23 protein-coding genes are annotated in these 21,813 nt (G+C 63.3%); all 23 read right to left on the bottom strand.

What is annotated here, in order from left to right; genetic code table 11:
- Window positions 1-6 precede the first annotated feature (6 nt).
- The 23 genes from HU764_RS05960 to fliF all read right to left on the bottom strand — a co-directional run bounded on the left by HU764_RS05960 (window position 7) and on the right by fliF (window position 21,801).
- The gene (locus HU764_RS05960; RefSeq protein ID WP_027593010.1) at window positions 7-795 is read right to left on the bottom strand and encodes a protein phosphatase CheZ; all 789 of its coding nucleotides are present in this window, start codon (window positions 793-795) and stop codon (window positions 7-9) included.
- Window positions 796-815: 20 nt separating this feature from the next.
- Entirely contained in the window at window positions 816-1,190 is a 375-nt protein-coding gene (locus HU764_RS05955; protein ID WP_077068541.1) for a chemotaxis response regulator CheY, read from the bottom strand.
- A 117-nt stretch (window positions 1,191-1,307) separates the two neighbouring features.
- Window positions 1,308-2,048, bottom strand: coding sequence for an RNA polymerase sigma factor FliA (fliA, locus tag HU764_RS05950; protein WP_027593012.1), 741 nt, complete (start codon window positions 2,046-2,048; stop codon window positions 1,308-1,310).
- Entirely contained in the window at window positions 2,045-2,878 is an 834-nt protein-coding gene (gene fleN / locus HU764_RS05945) for a flagellar synthesis regulator FleN (protein WP_027593013.1), read from the bottom strand. Before fleN ends, fliA begins: the two co-directional genes overlap by 4 nt.
- Before the next feature lie 93 nt (window positions 2,879-2,971).
- The gene (flhF, locus tag HU764_RS05940) at window positions 2,972-4,279 is read right to left on the bottom strand and encodes a flagellar biosynthesis GTPase FlhF (protein WP_027593014.1); all 1,308 of its coding nucleotides are present in this window, start codon (window positions 4,277-4,279) and stop codon (window positions 2,972-2,974) included.
- An 11-nt stretch (window positions 4,280-4,290) separates the two neighbouring features.
- On the bottom strand, window positions 4,291-6,420 hold the full coding sequence (flhA, locus tag HU764_RS05935; RefSeq protein ID WP_027593015.1) for a flagellar biosynthesis protein FlhA: 2,130 nt from the start codon (window positions 6,418-6,420) through the stop codon (window positions 4,291-4,293).
- 180 nt (window positions 6,421-6,600) lie between these two features.
- Window positions 6,601-7,743, bottom strand: a complete 1,143-nt coding sequence (gene flhB, locus HU764_RS05930; protein WP_027593016.1) for a flagellar biosynthesis protein FlhB — start codon at window positions 7,741-7,743, stop codon at window positions 6,601-6,603.
- 2 nt (window positions 7,744-7,745) lie between these two features.
- Window positions 7,746-8,522: a flagellar biosynthetic protein FliR gene (fliR, locus tag HU764_RS05925; protein WP_186703696.1), complete on the bottom strand. Its 777-nt coding sequence runs from the start codon at window positions 8,520-8,522 to the stop codon at window positions 7,746-7,748.
- A 7-nt stretch (window positions 8,523-8,529) separates the two neighbouring features.
- Entirely contained in the window at window positions 8,530-8,799 is a 270-nt protein-coding gene (fliQ, locus tag HU764_RS05920; protein ID WP_186679660.1) for a flagellar biosynthesis protein FliQ, read from the bottom strand.
- Between the two features lie 21 nt (window positions 8,800-8,820).
- Entirely contained in the window at window positions 8,821-9,576 is a 756-nt protein-coding gene (gene fliP / locus HU764_RS05915; RefSeq protein ID WP_027593019.1) for a flagellar type III secretion system pore protein FliP, read from the bottom strand.
- A complete protein-coding gene (gene fliO / locus HU764_RS05910; RefSeq protein ID WP_186679659.1) occupies window positions 9,576-10,010 on the bottom strand; it encodes a flagellar biosynthetic protein FliO in 435 nt (144 codons plus the stop codon). The genes fliP and fliO overlap by 1 nt, the downstream gene beginning before the upstream one ends.
- A 12-nt stretch (window positions 10,011-10,022) precedes the next feature.
- Window positions 10,023-10,487 (bottom strand): flagellar motor switch protein FliN, encoded by a 465-nt coding sequence (fliN, locus tag HU764_RS05905; protein ID WP_186679658.1) that lies wholly within the window; start codon window positions 10,485-10,487, stop codon window positions 10,023-10,025.
- A 47-nt stretch (window positions 10,488-10,534) separates the two neighbouring features.
- Window positions 10,535-11,503, bottom strand: coding sequence for a flagellar motor switch protein FliM (gene fliM, locus HU764_RS05900; protein ID WP_027593022.1), 969 nt, complete (start codon window positions 11,501-11,503; stop codon window positions 10,535-10,537).
- A gap of 9 nt (window positions 11,504-11,512) precedes the next feature.
- The gene (gene fliL / locus HU764_RS05895; RefSeq protein WP_099454932.1) at window positions 11,513-12,010 is read right to left on the bottom strand and encodes a flagellar basal body-associated protein FliL; all 498 of its coding nucleotides are present in this window, start codon (window positions 12,008-12,010) and stop codon (window positions 11,513-11,515) included.
- 392 nt (window positions 12,011-12,402) lie between these two features.
- Window positions 12,403-13,668 (bottom strand): flagellar hook-length control protein FliK, encoded by a 1,266-nt coding sequence (locus tag HU764_RS05890; RefSeq protein WP_186703695.1) that lies wholly within the window; start codon window positions 13,666-13,668, stop codon window positions 12,403-12,405.
- Between the two features lie 72 nt (window positions 13,669-13,740).
- Window positions 13,741-14,088 (bottom strand): Hpt domain-containing protein, encoded by a 348-nt coding sequence (locus HU764_RS05885; protein WP_027593025.1) that lies wholly within the window; start codon window positions 14,086-14,088, stop codon window positions 13,741-13,743.
- A gap of 60 nt (window positions 14,089-14,148) precedes the next feature.
- Window positions 14,149-15,840, bottom strand: a complete 1,692-nt coding sequence (locus HU764_RS05880; protein WP_186679653.1) for a fused response regulator/phosphatase — start codon at window positions 15,838-15,840, stop codon at window positions 14,149-14,151.
- 8 nt (window positions 15,841-15,848) lie between these two features.
- A complete protein-coding gene (locus tag HU764_RS05875; protein ID WP_186679650.1) occupies window positions 15,849-16,154 on the bottom strand; it encodes an STAS domain-containing protein in 306 nt (101 codons plus the stop codon).
- 118 nt (window positions 16,155-16,272) lie between these two features.
- On the bottom strand, window positions 16,273-16,725 hold the full coding sequence (gene fliJ / locus HU764_RS05870) for a flagellar export protein FliJ (RefSeq protein WP_186679647.1): 453 nt from the start codon (window positions 16,723-16,725) through the stop codon (window positions 16,273-16,275).
- Window positions 16,726-16,731: 6 nt separating this feature from the next.
- Window positions 16,732-18,090, bottom strand: a complete 1,359-nt coding sequence (fliI, locus tag HU764_RS05865) for a flagellar protein export ATPase FliI (RefSeq protein ID WP_085272503.1) — start codon at window positions 18,088-18,090, stop codon at window positions 16,732-16,734.
- Window positions 18,080-18,850, bottom strand: a complete 771-nt coding sequence (fliH, locus tag HU764_RS05860; protein WP_186679639.1) for a flagellar assembly protein FliH — start codon at window positions 18,848-18,850, stop codon at window positions 18,080-18,082. The genes fliI and fliH overlap by 11 nt, the downstream gene beginning before the upstream one ends.
- 160 nt (window positions 18,851-19,010) lie before the next feature.
- Window positions 19,011-20,030 (bottom strand): flagellar motor switch protein FliG, encoded by a 1,020-nt coding sequence (gene fliG, locus HU764_RS05855; RefSeq protein WP_027593031.1) that lies wholly within the window; start codon window positions 20,028-20,030, stop codon window positions 19,011-19,013.
- Entirely contained in the window at window positions 20,023-21,801 is a 1,779-nt protein-coding gene (gene fliF, locus HU764_RS05850; protein WP_186703694.1) for a flagellar basal-body MS-ring/collar protein FliF, read from the bottom strand. Before fliF ends, fliG begins: the two co-directional genes overlap by 8 nt.
- Between the last annotated feature and the right edge of the window lie 12 nt (window positions 21,802-21,813).

The raw sequence follows: 21,813 nt of genomic DNA, 5'->3' as shown, positions 1-21,813 counted from the left end.
TGCTCCTTAAAAACCCAGACTGGACAGCAGATCATCGACATCGTCCTGACCGGACACGACGTCTTCACGCTTATCGGCATGAATCTGCGGACCTTCACCCCGAGTCGGATGTTTTTCTTGATCTTTTTCAGCACGCAGCTGCTGGTGGTCATGTTCGATACCGGCAAACCGGTCGACTTGACTGGCCATCAGCACGAGCTTGAGCAGGTTGCTTTCCACCTCGGTGACCAGCGCGGTGACCCGCTTGATCACCTGCCCGGTCAGGTCTTGATAGTCCTGAGCCAGCAGAATGTCGTTGAGGTGGCCTGAGACCTTGCGGTTACCTTCAGCGCTGTGCGTCAGGAAACTGTCGACGCGTTTGACCAGATCACGGAATTCCGGCGCGGCCACTTCGCGGCGCATGAAGCGCTGCCAGTCCACGCTCAGGGCCTTGGCCTCACCCGCCAGGTCGTTGAGCACAGGTGTGCTTTCCTCGACCAGGTCCATGGTGCGGTTAGCGGCACCCTCGGTCAGCTTGACCACATAGGACAGGCGCTCGGTGGCGTCGGTGATCTGCGAGACCTCCTCGGCCTGCGGCATGTGCGGGTCGATCTGGAAACTGACGATCGCACTGTGCAGCTCACGGGTCAGCTTGCCGACTTCCTGATACAGGCCGCGGTCGCGGGTCTGGTTCAGCTGATGAATCAGCTGCACCGCCTCGCCGAAGCGCCCGCGCTCCAGGCTCTCGACCAGCTCCTGGGCATGCTTCTTCAGGGTCGATTCGAACTCCCCCAAAGACGTTTGTGATGAATCCATGGCGCGCCCCCTGACGTGACTCAGCCGTTGACGCGTTCGAAGATCTTCTCGATCTTTTCTTTGAGCACCTGAGCGGTGAACGGCTTGACCACGTAACCATTGACGCCGGCCTGGGCCGCTTCGATGATCTGGTCGCGCTTGGCTTCGGCCGTCACCATCAGTACCGGCATGGTTTTAAGCTTTTCGCTGGCGCGGACTTTGCGCAGCAGGTCGATACCGGACATGCCCGGCATGTTCCAGTCGGTCACCAGGAAGTCGTAGTGGCCGTTTTCCAGCATCGGCAACGCAGTGGTGCCGTCGTCAGCTTCGTCGGTGTTGGTGAAGCCCAGATCACGCAGCAGGTTCTTGATGATCCGCCGCATCGTCGAAAAGTCGTCAACGATGAGGATTTTCATGTTCTTGTCCAATTAGACCTCCAAGCAGTCTCAAACGCGCTCGGCCCCCGAGCACGCATTCATTCAATTCGGCACAACGTGAAACGGCTGCAGCGTCTTCAGTGCAACGGCTGGCGCTCAGCGCGCCCGCCACTCACCCAGACGGCTGCGCAAACGTGCGGCGCACTGGCTGTGCAACTGGCTTACCCGCGACTCGCTGACGCCCAGCACCTCACCGATTTCCTTGAGGTTCAGCTCTTCGTCGTAGTACAGCGCCAGCACCAGCCGCTCGCGCTCTGGCAGGTTGGCGATCGCATCGGTCAGGGCAGCCTGGAAGCGCTCGTCTTCAAGGCCCCGCGCCGGTTCCACCTGGCCACTGGCGCCGTCTTCGTGCAGGCCTTCGTGCTCGCCATCCTGCAACAGGTCGTCGAAGCTGAACAGCCGGCTGCCCAGGGTATCGTTCAAAATCCCGTAGTAATCATCGAGACTCAATTGGAGTTCGGCAGCAACCTCGTGATCTTTAGCGTCGCGACCGGTTCTTGCTTCAACAGCGCGCATCGCATCACTGACCATACGGGTATTGCGGTGCACCGACCGCGGTGCCCAATCACCCTTGCGCACCTCGTCGAGCATGGCGCCGCGGATGCGGATGCCGGCGTAGGTCTCGAAGCTGGCGCCTTTGCTGGCGTCATACTTGTTGGCCACTTCCAGCAGGCCGATCATGCCGGCCTGGATCAGGTCTTCGACCTGGACGTTGGCGGGCAGCCGCGCCAACAGGTGATAGGCGATGCGCTTGACCAGCGGGGCGTAGCGTTCGATCAGCTCATACTGGGCGTCTTTCGACGCCCTGCTGTACATCTTGAAGCCGCTCGCATTCATAGTACCGGTCCTGCGCTGGTGGGCTGCACCAGACGCTCGACGAAGAATTCCAGATGCCCGCGCGGGTTGGCCGGCAACGGCCAGCTGTCGACCTTCTGCGCAATGGCCTTGAAGGCCAACGCACACTTGGAACGCGGGAACGCCTCGTACACCGCGCGCTGCTTCTGCACTGCCTTGCGCACGCACTCGTCGTACGGCACGGCGCCCACGTACTGCAGGGCAACGTCAAGGAAGCGATCGGTGACCTTGGTCAACTTGGCGAACAGGTTGCGCCCTTCTTGCGGGCTCTGCGCCATGTTGGCCAGCACCCGGAAGCGGTTCATGCCGTAGTCACGGTTGAGCAGTTTGATCAGTGCGTAGGCGTCGGTGATCGAGGTGGGTTCGTCGCACACCACCAGCAGCACTTCCTGGGCCGCGCGAACGAAGCTGACCACCGAGTCACCGATACCCGCAGCGGTGTCGATCACCAGCACGTCGAGGTTGTCGCCGACGTCGCTGAACGCCTGGATCAGGCCAGCGTGCTGGGCCGGCGCCAGGTGCACCATGCTCTGGGTGCCGGAGGCCGCCGGTACGATGCGCACACCGCCGGGGCCTTGCAGCATCACATCGCGCAGCTCACAGCGCCCTTCAATAACGTCGGCCAGGGTGCGTTTGGGGGTCAGGCCAAGCAATACGTCGACATTGGCCAGGCCCAGGTCGGCGTCCAGCAACATGACCCTGCGGCCAAGCTCGGCCAGCGCCAGAGACAGGTTCACTGAAACGTTAGTCTTGCCGACGCCACCTTTGCCACCGGTCACGGCGATCACCTGTACGGGATGCATGCTACCCATGTCTGTTTTTTACCTTGTCTCGCTGGGACTCAGGCCACACGTGAGGCAATTCTGCGTGCCCCTTGGCATAGCTACGTTGCACACACTTCATCATCAACCCGCTCGCCGTGGGTTGTGATAGAGATCAGCGAACATATCGGCCATGGCCTCTTCGCTGGGCTCGTCCTGCTGCTGCACATTGACCGCACGGGTGACCAGCTGGTGCGCCCGGGGCAAGTGCAAATCGTCGGGAATGCGCGGCCCATCGGTCAGGTAGGCCACCGGCAATTCATGACTGATGGCAAGGCTCAGCACGTCGCCGAGGCTTGCCGTTTCGTCGAGTTTGGTCAGGATGCAGCCGGCCAGGCCACAGCGCTTGTAGCTGTGGTAGGCGGCGGTCAGCACCTGCTTCTGGCTGGTGGTTGCCAGCACCAGGTAATTCTTCGCGGCGATGCCACGGCTGGCCAGGGTTTCCAGCTGCATGCGCAGGGCCGGGTCGCTGGCCTGCAGGCCAGCGGTATCGATCAGCACCACGCGCTTACGCAGCAGCGGTTCCAGCGCCTGGGCCAGGGACTGGCCCGGGTCGACGTAGGTCACCGGCACATTGAGGATGCGCCCCAGGGTCTTGAGCTGCTCCTGGGCACCGATGCGGAAGCTGTCCATGCTCACCAGCGCCAACTGCGGGGCGCCGTACTTGAGCACGTAGCGCGCAGCCAGCTTGGCCAGGGTGGTGGTCTTGCCCATGCCGGCCGGGCCGACCATGGCGATCACACCGCCCTCTTCAATCGGCTCCACCTCGGGGATTTCGATCATCCGCGCCAGGTGCGCCAGCAGCATGCGCCAGGCCTGGCGCGGCTCTTCGATCTCAGTCGTGAGGTCGAGCAGTTCACGGGCAATCGGGCCGGACAGGCCGATGCGCTGCAGGCGGCGCCAGAGGTTGGCCTGCTGCGGCTTGCTGCCTTGCAGCTGGCTCCAGGCCAGCGAGCCGAGCTGCACTTCCAGCAGCTCGCGCAGGCCCGACAGCTCCGAGCGCATAGCATCGAACAGGCGCGGGTCGACTGGCGCCGGGGCTGGCGCAGCGGCAGGTGCCGGGGCGTCCACGTGCGGCTCGACCAGCGGCTCGGAGGCCGTCAGCGACTGCCCGGCGAACAATTGGCGGTTGTTGTCGCTGGTGTCGCTGCGCTGGTCCAGTTCGGCCTGGGCCGTGGCAATGCGCGTGTGGGTCTTGCGCAGCTCTTCTTCAAGCTCGGCGTTGGGTACGCGCGGGGCCAGGGCGGACAATTTGTAGTCCAGCGCGGCCGTCAATTCGACACCACCGGCGATGCGGCGGTTACCGATGATGGCGGCATCGGAGCCAAGCTCATCCCGGACCAGCTTCATGGCCTGACGCATATCGGCGGCGAAAAATCGCTTAACTTGCATTATCCACTACCTCAGCCGTTAGGGCCCACGGTGGCAACGATGGTGACTTGCTTGTTGTCAGGTATTTCCTGATACGCCAGAACATGCAAATTCGGTACAGCCAGGCGACCGAAGCGCGACAGCATGGCGCGGATCGGGCCGGCGACCAGGAGAATGGCCGGCTGGCCTTGCATCTCTTGGCGCTGGGCCGCGTCAATCAGCGAACGCTGCAGCTTTTCGGCCATGCTCGGTTCCAGAAGAACACCGTCTTCCTGACCCTGCCCGGCCCTTTGCAGACTATTGAGCAAAATCTGTTCCAACCTCGGTTCAAGGGTGATCACCGGCAGCTCAGACTCAACGCCGACAATGCTTTGCACGATGGCGCGACACAATCCGACGCGCACCACGGCCACCAGCGCGGCGGTATCTTGACTCTTGCCCGCGTTGTTGGCGATCGCCTCGGCGATGCTGCGGATATCGCGCACCGGCACTTGCTCGGACAGCAATGCCTGCAGGACCTTCAGCAGCCCCGACAAGGAAATGACACCCGGCACCAATTCTTCTGCCAGTTTAGGCGAAGCCTTGGACAACACTTGCAGCAATTGCTGCACTTCCTCATGGCCGATCAGCTCGTGACAGTGCTTTTGCAGGATCTGGTTGAGGTGCGTGGCCACCACCGTACTGGCATCGACCACGGTATAGCCCAGCGACTGCGCCTGGGAGCGCTGGCCGACGTCGATCCACACCGCCTCCAGGCCAAAGGCCGGGTCGCGTGCGGCAATGCCGTTGAGTGTGCCAAATACCTGGCCCGGGTTGATCGCCAGTTCGCGGTCCGGGTAAATCTCCGCTTCAGCCAGGATCACCCCCATCAACGTGAGGCGGTAGGCGCTGGGCTGCAGGTCGAGGTTGTCGCGAATGTGCACAGTGGGCATGAGGAAACCCAGGTCTTGGGACAGCTTCTTGCGCACGCCCTTGATCCGCGCCAGCAACTGGCCGCCCTGGTTGCGGTCGACCAGCGGGATCAAGCGGTAACCGACCTCAAGGCCGATCATGTCGATCGGGGTAACGTCGTCCCAGCCCAGCTCCTTGGTTTCCAGCGCACGCTGTGGCGAGGGCAGCAAGTCCTGCTGGCGCTGCGCCTCTTCCTGGGCCTTTACCTTCACCTGCTGCTGTTTCTTCCACACCAGGTAGGCACCGCCGCCGGCCATCAGGCCAAGGCTGAGGAAGGCCACATGCGGCATGCCCGGCACCAGGCCCATGATGATCATCAGCGCACCGGAGACCGCCAGGGCCTTGGGTGAGTCGAACATCTGCCGGTTGATCAACTTGCCCATGTCTTCCGAGCCCGAAGCCCGGGTGACCATGATGGCCGCAGCGGTGGACAGCAGCAGTGATGGCAATTGCGCCACCAAACCGTCACCGATAGTCAACAAGGCGTACACCTTGCCGGCTTCGCTGAACGGCATGCCGTGCTGGAGCATGCCGATGAGCATGCCGCCGATGAGGTTGATGAACAGGATCAGCAGGCCGGCGATGGCGTCGCCGCGCACGAACTTGCTGGCACCGTCCATCGAGCCATAGAACTCGGCCTCCTGCGCGACCTCGGAGCGGCGGGCCTTGGCCTGGGCCTGGTCGATCAAGCCGGCGTTGAGGTCGGCGTCGATGGCCATCTGTTTGCCGGGCATGGCATCGAGGGTGAAGCGCGCGCTTACCTCGGAAATACGCCCGGCACCCTTGGTCACCACGACGAAGTTGATGATCATGAGGATGGCGAACACCACCGCACCGACCACGTAGTTGCCGCCGATGACCACTTCACCGAAGGCCTGGATCACCTTGCCCGCAGCGCCATGGCCCTCCTGGCCGTGGAGCATGACCACACGGGTGGAGGCGACGTTCAGGGCCAGGCGCAGCAGCGTCGCCACCAGCAGGATGGTGGGGAACGCGGCGAAGTCGAGTGGGCGCAAGGCGTAGACGCAGACCAGCAGCACCACGATCGACAGGGCGATGTTGAAGGTGAAGAACACGTCGAGCAGGAACGGCGGTATCGGCAACATCATCATTGCCAACATCACCAGCAGCAACAGCGGCACACCCAGGTTGCCCCGGCCGAGACCGGCCAGGTTGTGGCGTGCGTTGTTGATTAACTGAGTGCGATCCACCGCGAGTCCTCTTGATGCAAAACTTTGACGCCCAGGGGGCGCCTGGGCGTGGCTCTGCAAGAAGCCTTCCAACTTTGCTGTTTGGGTGTTCGCCTTGGGGTTTTTGGTGGGTTTGAGATCGAGCGCCGCGCGGGCGGCGCTCGATCTCACAGGCGCTAAACGACCATCGCCATGCACCTATCAGCTATCGCGCCGCAAATCCGGCGGAATGGGCAAATCATCCTTCAACGGCTCCGGCCGCTTGCCCTTGCCCGACCGGTACTGACGAATCTGGAACACATACGCCAACACCTGCGCCACCGCCAGGTACAACCCCGCCGGGATCTCGTGCTCAAGCTCGGTGGAGTAATAGATCGCCCGCGCCAGGGCCGGCGATTCAAGGATCTGGATTTTGTGCTCGACACCAATCTCGCGAATCTTCAATGCCATGAAATCAGTACCCTTGGCCAGCAGCAAGGGCGCTGCCCCGCCCTTCTCCGGGTCGTACTGCAGAGCAACGGCATAGTGCGTGGGGTTGGTGATGATCACGTCCGCCTGCGGCACCGCCGCCATCATGCGCCGCTGCGACACTTCGCGCTGCAGCTGGCGAATACGCTGCTTGACCTCAGGCTTGCCCTCCGAGTCCTTGTACTCGTCACGCACTTCCTGCTTGGTCATTTTCATTTTCTTGTGCGTCTGCCACAGCTGGAACGGCACGTCCGCCGCCGCGATCAGCAGCAGCCCCGCCGACATCCACAGCGCACTCCACCCCACCACCTGAACACTGTGAATGATCGCCTGTTCCAGCGGCTCATTGGCAATCGACAGCAACGCCTGGCGGTCGCTGACCAGCACCACCACCGCCACGATCAGGATCGCGAAAAACTTGGCCAACGCCTTCAGCAGCTCAGTCAAGGCATGCATCGAGAACATGCGCTTGATCCCCGACAGCGGGTTCATGCGGCTGAATTTGGGCTGCAGCAGGCTGCCGGAAAACAGGAAACCGCCCAACGCGATCGGAGCAACGAACGAGATCACGAACAGCAGAATCAGTACGGGCTGCACCGCCCAGATCGCCATCTTGCCCGAGGCCAGCAAAAACGCGCCCATGGCGCGCTCGTCGACGATCATGTCGCGGGTCAGGCTGAAGTTCATGCGCATCACGCTCAGCAGCGTCTCGGCCAAGTGGCCGCCGAACATCAGCAGGCCGCCGGCGCCTGCCAGGGTCACCGCCACCGTGTTCAGCTCCTTGGAGCGGGCGATCTCACCTTTTTCGCGCGAATCGCGCTTGCGCTTGTCGGTGGGGTCTTCTGTCTTGTCCTGACCACTCTCGCTTTCAGCCATGCTCAGCGCGCCCTTGCCAGATCACGCAGCCATTGCAGCGCGTCGCTGGCCAATGCCTGGTAGTGGGAAAGCAAATCGGCCAGGCCGATCCAGAAAATCCCCATGCCCATGACCAGTGTCAGCGGGAAGCCAATGGAGAAGATGTTCAGCTGTGGCGCCGCCCGCGTCATCACGCCAAAGGCGATGTTCACCACCAGCAGCGCGGCAATAACCGGCAAGATCAGCAACAACCCGGCGCCGAACACCCAACCCAGGCGCCCGGCCATTTCCCAGAACTGGTTGACCATCAGCGCATTGCCCACCGGCAAGGTGGTGAAGCTTTCGGTCAGCACCTCGAAGACCACCAAGTGCCCGTTCATCAACAGGAACAGCACACTGACCAACATGGTCATGAACTGGCTGATCACCGTGACGTTGACGCCGTTGGCCGGGTCGACCATCGAGGCGAAGGCCATGCCCATCTGTACCGCGACGATCTGGCCAGCGATGACGAAGGCCTGGAACAGCAGCTGCAACGAGAACCCAAACAACGCCCCGACGATGATCTGCTCGCCACACAGCAGCAGGCCCTGCAGGCTCAACGGCTCGAACTCGGGCAACGGCGGCAGCGCCGGGACGATCACCACGGTGATGGCCACCGCCACGTACAGGCGCACCCGCGCCGGCAGCATGCGCGTGCCGAAGATCGGCATGGTCATCAGCACTGCCGTCACCCGGAACAACGGCAGGATGAAGGTGGCGACCCAGGTGCCGATCTGTGCGTTGGTCAGCTCCAGCATGGCCGTGTCAACCGATCAGCTGCGGGATGCTGGTGTAGAGCGTGGTGATGTATTCCATGAACTTCTGCACCAGCCAAGGCCCCGCGACGATCAGCGTGACCAGCATTACCAGCAGACGCGGCAGGAAGCTCAGGGTCTGTTCGTTGATCTGCGTGGCGGCCTGGAACATCGCCACCATCAGGCCCACCAGCAGGCTCGGCACCACCAGGATGGCGACCATCAGCGTGGTCAGCCACAGTGCATCGCGGAACAGGTCGACAGCAACTTCAGGGGTCATGCGTGGCTCTCCTTGACGGCGTCAAACGCCGCCGAAACTACTGGCCAGTGTGCCCATGATCAGCGCCCAGCCATCGACCAGGACGAACAGCATGATCTTGAACGGCAGCGAAATGATCAGCGGCGACAGCATCATCATACCCATGGCCATCAGCACGCTGGCGACCACCATGTCGATGATCAGGAACGGGATGAAGATCATGAAGCCGATCTGGAACGCGGTCTTCAGCTCGGACGTGACGAAGGCCGGCACCAGGATGGTCAGTGGCACCTGGTCAGGGCCTTCGATGTCGGTGCGCTTGGACAGGCGCATGAACAAGTCCAGGTCGCTCTGCCGGGTCTGCGCCAGCATAAAGTCCTTCAGAGGCCCCTGGGCCTTGTCGATGGCCTGTTGGGCAGTCATCTGCTCTTTCAGGTAGGGCTGCAGCGCATCCTGGTTCACCCGGTCGAACACCGGCGCCATGATGAACATGGTCAAAAACAGCGCCATGCCGGTCAGAATCTGGTTCGAAGGCGTCTGCTGCAAGCCCAGGGCCTGGCGCAAAATCGAGAAGACAATGATGATGCGGGTGAAGCTGGTCATCAGGATGACGAACGCCGGGATAAAGCTCAGCGCCGTCATGATCAGCAGGATCTGCAGGCTGACCGAATACTCCTGCTGCCCGTCTGCCCCATTGGACAGGGTGATGGCCGGGATCGACAGCGGGTCGGCAGCCAGGGCCAATGGCGCGGCCAGCAGCAGCGCCAGGGTCAACATCATGCGCAGCACGCCGGTCATCACTTCTTGTCCTTCTGGTCCTTGCCCATCAGCTCCATCAGCCGCTGGGCAAACTCCGGCGCTGCCTGACGGGCAGTTGCGGGCACTTCGACGGGTTCGGCCAGCACATGCAGGGCCTCGATACTGCCTGGGGTGTGGCCGATCAGGATCTGCTCCTTGCCGACCTGCACCAGCAACAGGCGGTCACGCGGGCCAATGGCACGGCTGCCGATGATCTCGATCACCTGGCCACCTTTGACCGCCGCGCCTTGCATGCGGCGCAACATCCAGGCCAGGAAGAAGATCAGGCCCACCACCAACAGCAGGCCAAAGACCATCTGCGCCAGTTGCCCACCCAGGCTGCCAGGCGCGGCAGCGGTGGTTGCCGCAGGGTTGGCCGCCGCGCAGGCCCACTGGCTGGCGAGCAGCCCGGCAAAAGCAGCGCCGGCGCGCATCGTGCCCTTCACTCAGCGCAGCTTCTTGATACGTTCGCTGGGGCTGATCACGTCGGTCAGGCGGATGCCGAACTTCTCGTTGACCACCACCACTTCGCCATGGGCGATCAGCGTGCCATTGACCAGCACGTCGAGCGGCTCGCCGGCCAGGCGGTCGAGCTCGATCACCGACCCCTGGTTGAGCTGCAGCAGGTTGCGGATGTTGATCTCGGTGCTGCCCACTTCCATGGAAATGTTCACCGGAATGTCCAGGATCACGTCCAGGTTAGGGCCTTCGAGACTGACATTCTCGTTCGGCCGCGGCGAGCTGGCGAACTCTTCCATCGGCAGGCGGCCAGCGCCGCTGTTACCGGTGTCGCCGCCCAGCAGCGCGTCGATATCGGCCTGGCCGGCATCACCGGTTTCCTCCAGCGCCGCCGCCCATTCGTCGGCCAGGGCCTGGTCTTCCGCGGACGTGATCTCGTTTTCGTTAGCCATGATTTCCTCGACAGGCATTCAATTCGTAGTGAGCGACCGGCACGCCGTCAGCGGCGTTCGATCGGGTCGATGATCTGCAGGGCCAGGTTGCCCTTGTGCGAACCCAGCCGCGCCTTGAACGAGGGCACGCCGTTGGCGCGCAGCACCAAGTGCTCGGGCAGCTCCACCGGGATCACATCGCCAGGCTGCATGTGCAGGATGTCGCGCAGCTTCAGCTGGCGGCGGGCAACCGTGGCGGTCAGTGGCACGGCCACGTCCAGCACGTCTTCGCGCAGGGCCTTGACCCAGCGCTCGTCCTGGTCGTCCAGGTCGGACTGGAAGCCCGCATCGAGCATCTCGCGCACCGGCTCGATCATCGAGTACGGCATGGTCACGTGCAGGTCGCCGCCACCGCCGTCCAGCTCGATGTGGAAGGTCGACACCACCACCGCCTCGCTGGGGCCGACGATGTTGGCCATGGCCGGGTTGACCTCGGAGTTCATGTACTCGAAGTTGACCGGCATGATGGCTTGCCAGGCTTCCTTGAGGTCGACGAAGCATTGGTCGAGGACCATGCGCACCACGCGCAACTCGGTCGGGGTGAACTCGCGGCCTTCGATCTTGGCGTGACGGCCGTCACCGCCAAAGAAGTTGTCCACCAGCTTGAACACCAGCTTGGCGTCGAGGATGAACAGCGAGGTGCCGCGCAGTGGCTTGATCTTGACCAGGTTGAGGCTGGTCGGCACATACAGCGAATGCACGTACTCGCCGAACTTCATCACCTGCACGCCACCCACCGCCACGTCCGCCGAGCGGCGCAGCAGGTTGAACATGCTGATGCGGGTGTAGCGGGCAAAGCGTTCGTTGATCATTTCCAGGGTCGGCATACGACCGCGGACGATACGATCCTGGCTGGTCAGGTCGTAGCTTTTGATACTGCCTGGCTCGGAAGCGCTCTCGGTCTGCACCAGACCATCGTCGACACCGTGCAACAGCGCATCGATTTCATCCTGGGACAGCAGGTCCTGTACGGCCATTGCGGACTCCTACTGCAATACGAAATTGGTGAACAGCAACTGGTCGATGACCGGCTTGCCGACTTCCTTCTGGGCGACTTCCTGCACCACGGCGGTGGCTTTCTGGCGCAGCATCTCTTGCCCTACCGGGCTGCCGGCCAGGGTGTCGAAGCCCTGCCCGGAGAACATCATCACCAGGTTGTTGCGAATCACCGGCATGTGCACCTTGAGGGCATCCAGGTCAGCCTGGTTGCGCGCTTGCAGGGTGATGCTCAGTTGCATGTAGCGCTGGCGGCCGTTCTGGTTGAAGTTGACCACGAAGGCCGGGGTGAGCGCTTCGTAGATGGCCACAGGCTTGACGTTGGCGGCGGCCGGGTCGGTGGCCGGCGCGGAGTCGCTCTTGTGCATGATGAACCAGGTAGCGCCCACCGAAAGGCCGATCGCCAGCACCAGGCCCAGCACCAACAGCAGGATCAGCTTGAGTTTGCCTTTTGTGGCGGGGTCTTTTACTGCTTCGGTTTTCGCCATGCCAATAATCCGTCGTCCATCGGGGGTTCAAAGGAGGATGACGTGGCTTGAGCAAGTGTTATGCCAGGTTTTGGGTGGGGGATGGAATGAGGTTTGGGTGGGTTTGGCGTTAGGGGGGCAGCGCCTGGGAGATCGAGCGCCGCCCGCGCGGCGCATCGCGAGCAACGCTCGCTCCTACGTTTGTTTCGGGCCAATTATTCCTGGGGCATACGCGCGCGACCGCCTCTGACGCATGGCGCGATATCGCGTCGAACAAACAAGGCAGTCGCGCGCACCTGTCACAGGCGTTATTGGCCGAAAACAAACGTAGGAGCGAGCGTTGCTCGCGATGCGCCGCGCGGGCGGCGCTCGTTCTCAACGGCACCAACAACCTAAAGACAGGCACCCCGCCCTCACGCGTAATAATCAACCGCACTGTCGCCAATCACCACCTGCTGCTCAACCGGCCTGCTGCTATCGACCTGCTCGGAGCCGCCCTGCCCGGCCTGTTGCCGCGCCGCGACGCCCGACAGATTGCTGCCCTGCTCCTGCGCCTGCTGATGCTGTTGCCCGCGTGACTGGTCAGCAACATTGACGTCTGGCTGCGCCAGGCCCTGCTGGGTAAATAGCTCGCGCAAGCGGTGCACCTGGCTGTCGAGGGCATCACGCACACCGGCGTGGCCGCTGATGAAGGTCACCTGGGTCGACTGATCCGCCGCTACATTGACGCGAATGTCCAGCCGCCCCAACTCGGCGGGCTCCAGCTGGATGTCTGCCGACTTGAGGTTCTGGCTGGACAGGTACATGACCCGATTCACCAGGCCTTCGGTCCAGGCGTTCTGGTTCATCGGCAAGGGTTGGTGCAAAGGGCTGGCATTCGCCGGCACGGCATTGGCGGTTTTCGCCGTGGCCGCCTGGGTCAGGCTGGCCAGGCGATCGGCGAAATCGTCGACGCGTGTGTCGCTGCTGGCGCTCTTGGTGTCCTTCAGGCCCTCTTCAAGCAGTGCACCGAAGGCCTTGTCGCCTGGCTCGCCCGCCTCACCCTCAGCGGTATCGACCAGATTCGCCAAGGTATTGACGGCTCCTCGGCCTTCATCACCCTGAGCCTGCGAGGGGTCCACGGCGTGTGCCGAGGTGGTGCCTTTGGCCTGGGCGCTCTGTTCCAGTGCCAGGCGCAAGGTTGGCAGGTTGGCCAAGGGGTCGGCGTCGGGGTCGAACGCCTCTTCGGCGGCAGGCTCCTCCGTCAGCGCTGCGCTGGCTTGCGACTGTGCAGTGGCAGCCTGAAGCACGGGCGCCACGGCCTCAGCCTGGGCTTGAATCAGTTGCGCGCCGGGCTGCGCATCGGTGACCTGGCCGGCCACCAGGCTGGCGTCGCGCAACCCTGTGTCAGCGGGGTCTGAGGCATGGTCGTCGGCTGGCAATTTGTTGCCGTCATCGGCAACCGATGGCTTGTCGGCAGCATCTTTCTTGCCGCCGTGTGCCACTTCTGGCTTGTCCTTGGGCTTGGCCTGGGCGACCTTGTCGTCCTGCCCAAACGTTTTCTGCTTGGCCATGACCTGGTCGAAGCCACCGCCCGCGTCACCCAGCGCCTGCGAGGGCTTGTCCACCATCGAGCTGGTCGCTCGCGACGACTTGCCAACAGCGTTTGCTTGCAACAAAGGATTGGGTGCGACAGGCATTGAGCGGTCTCCGCGCCAGAAACTGAAAAGTCATCCGGGCAAAGACAGGCAAGACTCGCGCCAAGTCGCGCATCAGCCCGCCGAGATACGGTGCTCCTCACCGCGGTAGAAGCGCCGAACCTCTACATATTCCAGGTCGATACGGTTGATCAGGTCCTCGATGCCATACAGCGGCGGCTGGCGCACCCGGTCTTCCAGTTGCTGGCACAGGCCAGCCAGCGCGACAGCCCCCATGTTGCTGCTGCTGCCCTTGAAGCTATGGGCCGCTGAGCCCAGCTCATCGGCGTTTTTGGCAGCGTGCAACTCGCTCAAGCGCCGCTCGGAGTCATCCAGGAATGTCTGCACCAGATGCAGGTAGCCATCCTCCATGACCTCACGCAGGTCGTTGAGCACCTTGTGGTCGATATGAATCTCAGTCACTTGTTCACTCCTTGATCAAGCCAGATTATGCCCGAGCCAGCCCCAGGGTCACAGGCGGGCTCACCATACAAACTCTACCCGGGCGCAGCGGCCGCCTTCGCACCATTGCGCATTACTGCCCAGCCGCGTTACCAGCTGCAGGCCACGGCCACTCAACCCCTGCTCCGAGGGCGGCTGCGACAGCACCCGCTGCACATCAAACCCTGCGCCGCTGTCACGCACCTCGATCATCAGACGCCCGCCATCGGCGAGGGGTTCAACCTTCAAGTCGATGCGCACAAAACCGTCAGCCAATGCCGCCAAGCGCCGGGCACGCTCCCGGTAGTAATCGGCAAAGCCCTGCACATCGCGCTTGAGCCGCGAATCCAGGCCCAACACCCCATGCTCCAAGGCATTGGAGAACAGCTCGCTGAGCACACTGTGCAGGTTGCCAGTGCGCGCGCGCAGCGGGTGGATTTCCTGCAACAGCTGCACCAGGTACGGCACTGGGTTGGACTGCTTCAGGCTTTCGCCGCGCAGTTCGAACCCAAGCGACCAATCCAGCGGGCTGGGGCGACCGCGTTCAGCGTAGATCATCGGCGCCGGCACCCGCTCATCGGCCGCGAACATGCGGATATCGCACAGGCTGATGTCGTCCCGAGGCTGCCCGCCGAAATGTTCCAAGGCCTGCATCACCTCATCAAACAAGTGGGCCGGGTCTCGGTTGCCAGCCAGCACCCCTTGCAGGCGCTCGACGCCAAACAAGCGTTCCTGGTCATCGGCCGTGTCCAGCACGCCGTCTGACAACAGCAACAAGCGCTCCCCCGCCGCCAGCGGCAGCACTTGCGTGCTGTCGTCGAAGCGCTCAGGGGCAAGAATACCCAGCGGCAAATGCCGCGAAGCCAGCGCCGACAGCACCTCGCCGCCTGCAGACAAGCGATAGCCGTCTGGCATGCCGCCGTTCCACACCTCCACCGAGCCACGCTGCACGCTCAGGTTGAGCATCACTGCACAGCAAAACATGTCCACCGGCAGGATGCGTTTGAGCTTGGCGTTCATTTCGCGCAGGGTCTGCGCCAGGCCATACCCCTTGGCTGTCATGCCGTAGAACACTTCTGCCAGGGGCATGGCGCCAACGGCGGCGGGCAGGCCGTGGCCGGTGAAATCCCCCAGCAGCACCTGCATGTCCCCCGAGGGCGTGAACGCGGCCAGTAGCAAGTCACCATTGAACAGTGCGTAGGGCGATTGCAGGTAGCGAATGTTGGGCGCAGCCAGGCAGCCCGCATGGGCCACCTTGTCAAATACCGCCTTGGCCACCCGCTGCTCGTTGAGCAGGTGGTGATGGTGGCGGGTGATTTCGTCGCGCTGGGCGAGCACGGTGGCCTGCAGCCTGCGCAGGCGGCCCATGGCGCGTATCTTGGCGGCGAGAATCACCGGGCTATAGGGCTTGGCCATGAAGTCATCGCCGCCGGCCTCCAGGCAGCGCACCAAGGCATCCTCCTCGTTCAACGAGGTGAGGAATATGATCGGCACCAACGCTTCTCCGGCCAGGGCCTTGATCTGCCGGGCCGCTTCGAAACCATCCATCACCGGCATCAGCGCATCAAGCAGCACCAGGTGCGGGCGCCGTTCGACAAACAGCGCCACCGCCTGCTCGCCGTTTTCTGCGGTGAACACCTGATGCCCCTGGCGCCGGACGATTTGCGCCAGCAACAAGCGGTCGGCGGCCCCGTCTTCGGCGACCAGCACGGTCAACGCCTGTTCGGCAGCCATCACGCGGCTCAACTGATATCGAACAGTTTTTCGAAATTGGAGATGGCGAGGATCTTGCGCACATCGGAGCTGGCGTGCACCACACGCACGTCCGAATCGTCGCCGCCCGCGTGATCGCGCAGCAGCAACAACATGCCGAGCGCGGAGCTATCGAGGTAGGTGGTGTCTTTCAGGTCCACGACCACCGAGTCCGGCCGACCCGGCTGGCGCTCGTAGGCTTCGCGAAACTCCTGGTGCTTGCCGAAATCGAAACGACCCTTGACCGTGATCGTCAGCTTTTTCCCGTCCTGCGAAAAATCAGTCTCGACTGCCATGCTAGCGATTCCTTCGATGATGGCGGATGCAACCTTTTAAGGTTTAGCAGCCTGGGGTGGGAGTGCAAGCGAGACGGCCAACAGATCGCCCTCAGCGGCGCGCGCCGGCGATTAAAAATCAGGGGTGACTTTGTCTGGGCAAGCGCTGCGACAGCTCATCCAGCAAGCGCTGCTCGCGCTTGTCTTCGGCGCGCCGCGCTTCATCCAGGTAACGCTGTACCAACTTGCGCAACCCCTCGACCCGGGCATAGGCCTGCTGCCAGGTGCCGCGAGCGTTGTTCAGGTTGTTCTGGTGCCAGGTCAGGCTCTGACGCTGCTGGGTCATGGCTGTTTCCAGTTGCCCGAGAAAACGCTGGTAATTGACCAGCCAGCTGCCATTGACGCCCTGCCCGCCGCGGTTGATCCACTGCAGCTGGTAGTCCTCGCGAAAACGCTCCAGCTCAGCCAACTTGACCTGCGCCTGGGTCACCAGTTGCTGAAAATGCCCAAGGCGCTGGGCGGCCTTGCGCTCGGCCTCTTCGGCCATGTCCACCACCGGCGCCAGGCGCGCGGCACGTCCGGGCAGTGCCATGGCCTATCAACCGCCCGCCGGAGGCGTGAATATCGCCCCCAGCTGATCGCGGCTCTGCGCCATGCCGACGTTCTCGTCCAGGCCTTGACGCAGAAAATCCACCAAGCGGGACTGCAAGGCGATCGCCAGGTCGGTCTCCGGGTCGCCACCGGCCACATAGGCACCGACGCTGATCAGGTCGCGGCTCTGCGACAGGCGCGACCACAACTGCTTGAATTTTTGCGCCTGGCGCAGATGATCAGCATCGACCACCTGCGGCATTACCCGGCTGATCGACGCTTCGATGTCGATCGCGGGGTAGTGGCCTTCTTCGGCCAAGCGCCGGGACAACACGAAGTGGCCGTCGAGCACCCCCCGCGCCGAGTCGGCGATCGGGTCCTGCTGGTCGTCGCCCTCCGACAATACCGTGTAGAACGCAGTGATCGAGCCGCCACCAGGCTCGCCATTGCCCGCCCGCTCCACCAGCTTCGGCAGCTTGGCGAACACCGACGGCGGGTAACCCCGGGTGGCCGGCGGCTCGCCGATCGCCAAGGCGATCTCACGCTGAGCCTGGGCAAAACGGGTCAGCGAATCCATCAGCAACAGGACATTCTTGCCCTTGTCGCGGAAGTATTCGGCAATGCGCGTGCAATACATGGCCGCGCGCAGGCGCATCAACGGCGCGTCATCGGCGGGCGAGGCGACCACTACCGAGCGCTTGAGGCCCTCTTCACCGAGGATGTGCTCGATGAACTCCTTCACCTCGCGGCCCCGCTCGCCGATCAGCCCAACGACGATGATCTCGGCTTCGGTGAAGCGCGTCATCATGCCCAGCAACACCGACTTACCCACACCGGTACCGGCGAACAGGCCCAGGCGCTGGCCACGGCCGACGGTGAGCAGGCCATTGATGCTGCGGATGCCTACGTCCAGCGGCACGCTGATGGGGTCGCGGTTGAGCGGGTTGATCACCGGGCCATCCATCGGCACCCAGTCTTCGGCCTTCATGCCGCCTTTGCCATCGAGGGCGCGCCCGGCGCCATCCAGCACCCGCCCGAGCATGCTCATGCCCATGGGCAGGCGGCCGCCGTCGTCCAGCGGTACCACCCGCGCACCAGGGGCGATGCCGACGATGCTGCCAACCGGCATGAGGAATACCTTGGACCCGGCAAAGCCCATGACTTCGGCCTCGACCTGCACCGGGTGGTAGCTGTCGTCATTGATCACCAGGCAGCGGCTACCCACTGCGGCACGCAGGCCTTCGGCTTCGAGGGTGAGGCCAACCATGCGCAGCAGGCGGCCTTCGACGATCGGCTGCACCGGCAGCTCGATCGCCTCGGCGTAACTGCCCAGGCGTTTGCCGAAACTGGTGCGGTCAAGGCGCATCGGGGCGGTCCAGGTCGATCGACACATCGGCCGGCGCAGGGTGCAGGGAATGGTCGTGAAGCTGGTCGAACAGCTGCGCCACGGCCTTCTCGATGCGCGTTTCCATGCTGGCGTCGATACGGCTGTGGGCGGTCTCGATGCGGCAGCCACCCGGCAGCAAGGCTTCGTCTTCGAGCAGCCGCCAATTTTCTTCGTGGCGCTCGCGCAGGGACTTGGCGAGTTCGAAGTCCTGGGGGTTGAGGTGAATGCGGATGTTGTCCGCGCCCATTGGCAGCAGCTTGAGGGCTTCGCGCAGCACCTGGGTAATCTGGCTGGAATCGCTGCGCAGCTCGCGGCCGATCACCTGGCGGGTCATGTGCGCGACCAGGTGCACCAGGGTTTTCTCGATCTGTGTGTCTTGCTCGGCGATGGGCGCCATCAGGTTGACCATCAGCCGCTCGAGGCTGCCGACCTTGGCCGCCAGGGCCTGCTCAGCCTCTTGGCGCACCTTCAGCTGGGTGCTGTGAAAGCCCTCGCGCTCGCCGGTGGCAAAGCCTTCGTTGTAAGCGTCCTGGCGAATGGCTTCGAGTTCTTCGAGGGTCAGCGGCTGGACTTCTTCCAGCGGCACTTCCTCGACTTCTTCCTCGATGACTTCGGGTTCCGGTTCAGGCTCGGGTTGCGGCTCGGGTTCCGGGTCGAAGCTGGGCAGCGCCCAGACATCGACGCCCTCGAGGTCGCGGGCGCGGATCAGGTCGCTGGGGTGATGTTCTTTGCTGGACATGCTGTGATGTTCTCAAACCACGTTCAGCCAACGCGATCCCTGTGGGAGCGGGCTTGCCCGCGAATGCGTCGGCAGGGACAACCTCATCACCCGATCTGGCGCCTTCGCGGGCAAGCCCGCTCCCACAGTGGGCTGCGCCAGTCGGCAGAATCCGGCAACGTTAGATCATTTCCTCGGCACCCTTGCCGCCGAGCACGATCTCGCCGGCCTCGGCCATGCGTCGGGCGATGGTGAGGATTTCTTTCTGTGCCGTTTCCACGTCGCTGACCCGTACCGGCCCTTTGGCCTCCAGGTCGTCGCGCAGCAGTTCCGACGCACGTTTGGACATGTTCTTGAAGATCTTGTCCTTGACCCGCTCGTCGGCGCCTTTGAGCGACACCACCAGCACGTCCGAAGACACCTCGCGCAGCAACGCCTGGATGCCACGGTCGTCGACATCGGCCAGGTTGTTGAAGACGAACATGAGGTCTTCGATCTGCTCCGAGAGGTCGTTGTCGACTTCGCGGATCGAGTCCATCAGCGCACCTTCCACCGAACTGTCGAGGAAGTTCATGATGTCAGCAGCCCGCTTGATACCGCCCAAGGTGGTCCGCGCAGCATTGGAGTTGCCCGAGAACTGCTTCTCGAGGATCTGGTTCAGCTCTTTCAGCGCCGCCGGTTGCACGGTGTTCAGCGACGACACGCGCAGGATGATGTCCAGGCGCACCTTGTGGTCGAAGTTGCTCAGCACTTCACCGGCCTGGTCAGGGTCCAGGTAGGCGACCACGATGGCTTGGATCTGCGGGTGCTCGTAGCGGATCACATCGGCCACGGCACGCGGCTCCATCCACTTGAGGCTGTCCAGGCCGCTGGTGTTGCCCCCCAGCAGGATGCGGTCGATCAGGCCGTTGGCCTTGTCCTCGCCCAAGGCCTGGTTGAGCATCTTGCGGATGTAACCGTCAGAGCCCACGCCCAGGCTGGTCTGGTCGCCGACGATGTCGACGAACTCGCTCATCACCTGCTCTACCTGGTCGCGGTGCACGTTGCCCATCTGCGCCATGGCCACGCCCACACGTTGCACTTCCTTAGGGCCCATGTGCCGCAGTACCTGGGCCGCATCGGTTTCACCCAGCGAGAGCAGGAGGATCGCCGCTTTGTCGACGCGGCTCAGCTTGGCGGTAACGGCTCGGTTATCACTCATCGGCGTTGATCCAGTCTTTCACGACCTGGGCCACGCGGCCCGGGTCTTCGGCCACCAGGCCTTTGATTGCGTTGAGCTGTGCCTCGTAGCCCTCGCTCGGGCTTGGCAACAGAATGCTTGTCGGGCCACCCAGACTGACGCGGTCGTTGGCCAGTTCGCCATCCAGACCGATCATGCCGCCCAGCTCCATGTCGCTGTCCGAGGCAGCCTGCTTGCCGCCCCCTGTGATGTTGTTGAGCACCGGGCGCAGCACGCCGAACACCAGCACCAGGATGAACACCACGCCCAGCACTTGCTTGACGATGTCCCAGAACCACGGCTGCTGATAGAAGGCGATATCGGCGATTTCTTCGCCGCGGTCGGCGGCAAACGGCACGTTGATCACCGTCACGCTGTCGCCACGGCTGGCGTCGAAGCCGACCGCGTTCTGCACCAGGCGGGTAAAGCGCGCCAGGTCCTCGGTACCCCAAGGGGCACGCGTGGTCTCGCCACTGGTGGGGTCGATCTTGAGCTGGTCGTCGACCACCACCGCCACCGACAGGCGGGTCATGCGGCCCTGCTGCTGACGGGTGTGGCTGATGGAGCGGTCTAGCTCGAAGTTCTTGGTGCTTTGCTGGCGTTTGTCTGCCGGGTACGGCGCAAGCATCGGCTGGCCGGTGGCCGGGTCCATGATCTGCTGCCCGTTGGCATCCACCAGCGGCTGGCCGGGCTGGATGGCAGCGGCCGGGGTAGCGGCAGCGCCCGTGGTTTGCGGCGCAGACGCCGCACCCGGTGGCTGGTTGCTCAGCGCGCCGGGCACGCCTTGCGGGCCCTGGCTGCTGGCGCGCTGTTCGTCGACCGACTGTTCGCTGCGCAGCGCCGGCTGGTCGGGGTTGAACTGCTCGGAGGTCGATTCGACCGCACTGAAATCCAGGTCGGCGGAGACTTCGGCCTTGTAGCGATCGTTACCCAACACCGGCTGCAAAATATTGTGCACACGCTGGGTAAGCATGCTTTCCATGCGGCGGCTGTAGTCGAACTGTTTGCCCGCCATGGTCAGGGCGGTGTCCTGCAGCTGTTCGGAGAGCAGGTTGCCCTTCTGGTCGACGACAGTGACTTGCGACTTGTCCAGCTCTGGCACGCTGGTGGCGACCAGGTTGACAATCGCCATCACCTGCCCGGCTTCCAACCCACGGCCTGGGTACAACTCGACCAGTACCGAGGCGCTGGGCTTGCGTTCGTCACGCACGAACACCGAACTTTTCGGGATGGCCAGGTGCACGCGCGCAGCCTTGACGTTGTTCAGGCTGGAAACAGTACGGGCCAGTTCGCCTTCCAGGCTGCGGCGATAACGGGTGGCCTCCATGAACTGGCTGGTGCCCAGGCCCTGCTCCTTGTCGAGCAGCTCGAAACCGACGTTGCCATCGCTCGGCGCCACGCCTGCGGCCGCCAGCTTCAGGCGCGCACGGGAGAGGTCGTCGGCCTTGACCAGCAGCGCGCCGGAATTGGGCTCGACGTTGTAGGGAATGTCTGCGGCGGCCAGGGTTTCCATGACCTGCTTGGTGTCCATGCCCGACAGGCTGCCATACAGCGGCCGATAGTCCGGCTGTTGCGACCACAGCACCACGGCGAAGCCGATCGCCACGCTCGCCGCCAACCCGACCATGAGGCCGACTTGACGCAGCATGGGCATCTGCGAAATGTTTTCCAGAAACGCCATGCCGAACAGCGGCGGTTTGGCCGCTGGCTGGCCGCTCTTGGCGGGGGCGTTATCGACGACTGCTTCAGCCATGGGTTACGTCCG

It is taken from the genome of Pseudomonas kermanshahensis (genome assembly GCF_014269205.2).
Classification (GTDB): Bacteria; Pseudomonadota; Gammaproteobacteria; order Pseudomonadales; family Pseudomonadaceae; genus Aquipseudomonas; species Aquipseudomonas kermanshahensis.
The sequence above is the reverse complement of the archived record's forward strand: the minus strand, read 5'-3'. Positions and strand labels throughout refer to the sequence as shown.

What these genes read in the sequence shown, in the direction of transcription:
- fliH (WP_186679639.1), bottom strand. Translation starts at nt 18,850, where the DNA reads ATGTCCAGCAAAGAACATCACCCCAGCGACCTGATCCGCGCCCGCGAC.
- fliO (WP_186679659.1), bottom strand. Translation starts at nt 10,010, where the DNA reads ATGCGCGCCGGCGCTGCTTTTGCCGGGCTGCTCGCCAGCCAGTGGGCC.
- fliP (WP_027593019.1), bottom strand. Translation starts at nt 9,576, where the DNA reads ATGACCGGCGTGCTGCGCATGATGTTGACCCTGGCGCTGCTGCTGGCC.
- flhB (WP_027593016.1), bottom strand. Translation starts at nt 7,743, where the DNA reads ATGGCTGAAAGCGAGAGTGGTCAGGACAAGACAGAAGACCCCACCGAC.
- fliL (WP_099454932.1), bottom strand. Translation starts at nt 12,010, where the DNA reads ATGGCGAAAACCGAAGCAGTAAAAGACCCCGCCACAAAAGGCAAACTC.
- flhF (WP_027593014.1), bottom strand. Translation starts at nt 4,279, where the DNA reads ATGCAAGTTAAGCGATTTTTCGCCGCCGATATGCGTCAGGCCATGAAG.
- fliR (WP_186703696.1), bottom strand. Translation starts at nt 8,522, where the DNA reads ATGCTGGAGCTGACCAACGCACAGATCGGCACCTGGGTCGCCACCTTC.
- HU764_RS05955 (WP_077068541.1), bottom strand. Translation starts at nt 1,190, where the DNA reads ATGAAAATCCTCATCGTTGACGACTTTTCGACGATGCGGCGGATCATC.
- fliG (WP_027593031.1), bottom strand. Translation starts at nt 20,030, where the DNA reads ATGAGTGATAACCGAGCCGTTACCGCCAAGCTGAGCCGCGTCGACAAA.
- fliM (WP_027593022.1), bottom strand. Translation starts at nt 11,503, where the DNA reads ATGGCCGTACAGGACCTGCTGTCCCAGGATGAAATCGATGCGCTGTTG.
- fliQ (WP_186679660.1), bottom strand. Translation starts at nt 8,799, where the DNA reads ATGACCCCTGAAGTTGCTGTCGACCTGTTCCGCGATGCACTGTGGCTG.
- fliA (WP_027593012.1), bottom strand. Translation starts at nt 2,048, where the DNA reads ATGAATGCGAGCGGCTTCAAGATGTACAGCAGGGCGTCGAAAGACGCC.
- fliN (WP_186679658.1), bottom strand. Translation starts at nt 10,487, where the DNA reads ATGGCTAACGAAAACGAGATCACGTCCGCGGAAGACCAGGCCCTGGCC.
- HU764_RS05960 (WP_027593010.1), bottom strand. Translation starts at nt 795, where the DNA reads ATGGATTCATCACAAACGTCTTTGGGGGAGTTCGAATCGACCCTGAAG.
- fliI (WP_085272503.1), bottom strand. Translation starts at nt 18,090, where the DNA reads ATGCGCCTTGACCGCACCAGTTTCGGCAAACGCCTGGGCAGTTACGCC.
- fliF (WP_186703694.1), bottom strand. Translation starts at nt 21,801, where the DNA reads ATGGCTGAAGCAGTCGTCGATAACGCCCCCGCCAAGAGCGGCCAGCCA.
- fliJ (WP_186679647.1), bottom strand. Translation starts at nt 16,725, where the DNA reads ATGGCACTGCCCGGACGTGCCGCGCGCCTGGCGCCGGTGGTGGACATG.
- HU764_RS05890 (WP_186703695.1), bottom strand. Translation starts at nt 13,668, where the DNA reads ATGCCTGTCGCACCCAATCCTTTGTTGCAAGCAAACGCTGTTGGCAAG.
- fleN (WP_027593013.1), bottom strand. Translation starts at nt 2,878, where the DNA reads ATGGGTAGCATGCATCCCGTACAGGTGATCGCCGTGACCGGTGGCAAA.
- HU764_RS05875 (WP_186679650.1), bottom strand. Translation starts at nt 16,154, where the DNA reads ATGGCAGTCGAGACTGATTTTTCGCAGGACGGGAAAAAGCTGACGATC.
- HU764_RS05880 (WP_186679653.1), bottom strand. Translation starts at nt 15,840, where the DNA reads ATGGCTGCCGAACAGGCGTTGACCGTGCTGGTCGCCGAAGACGGGGCC.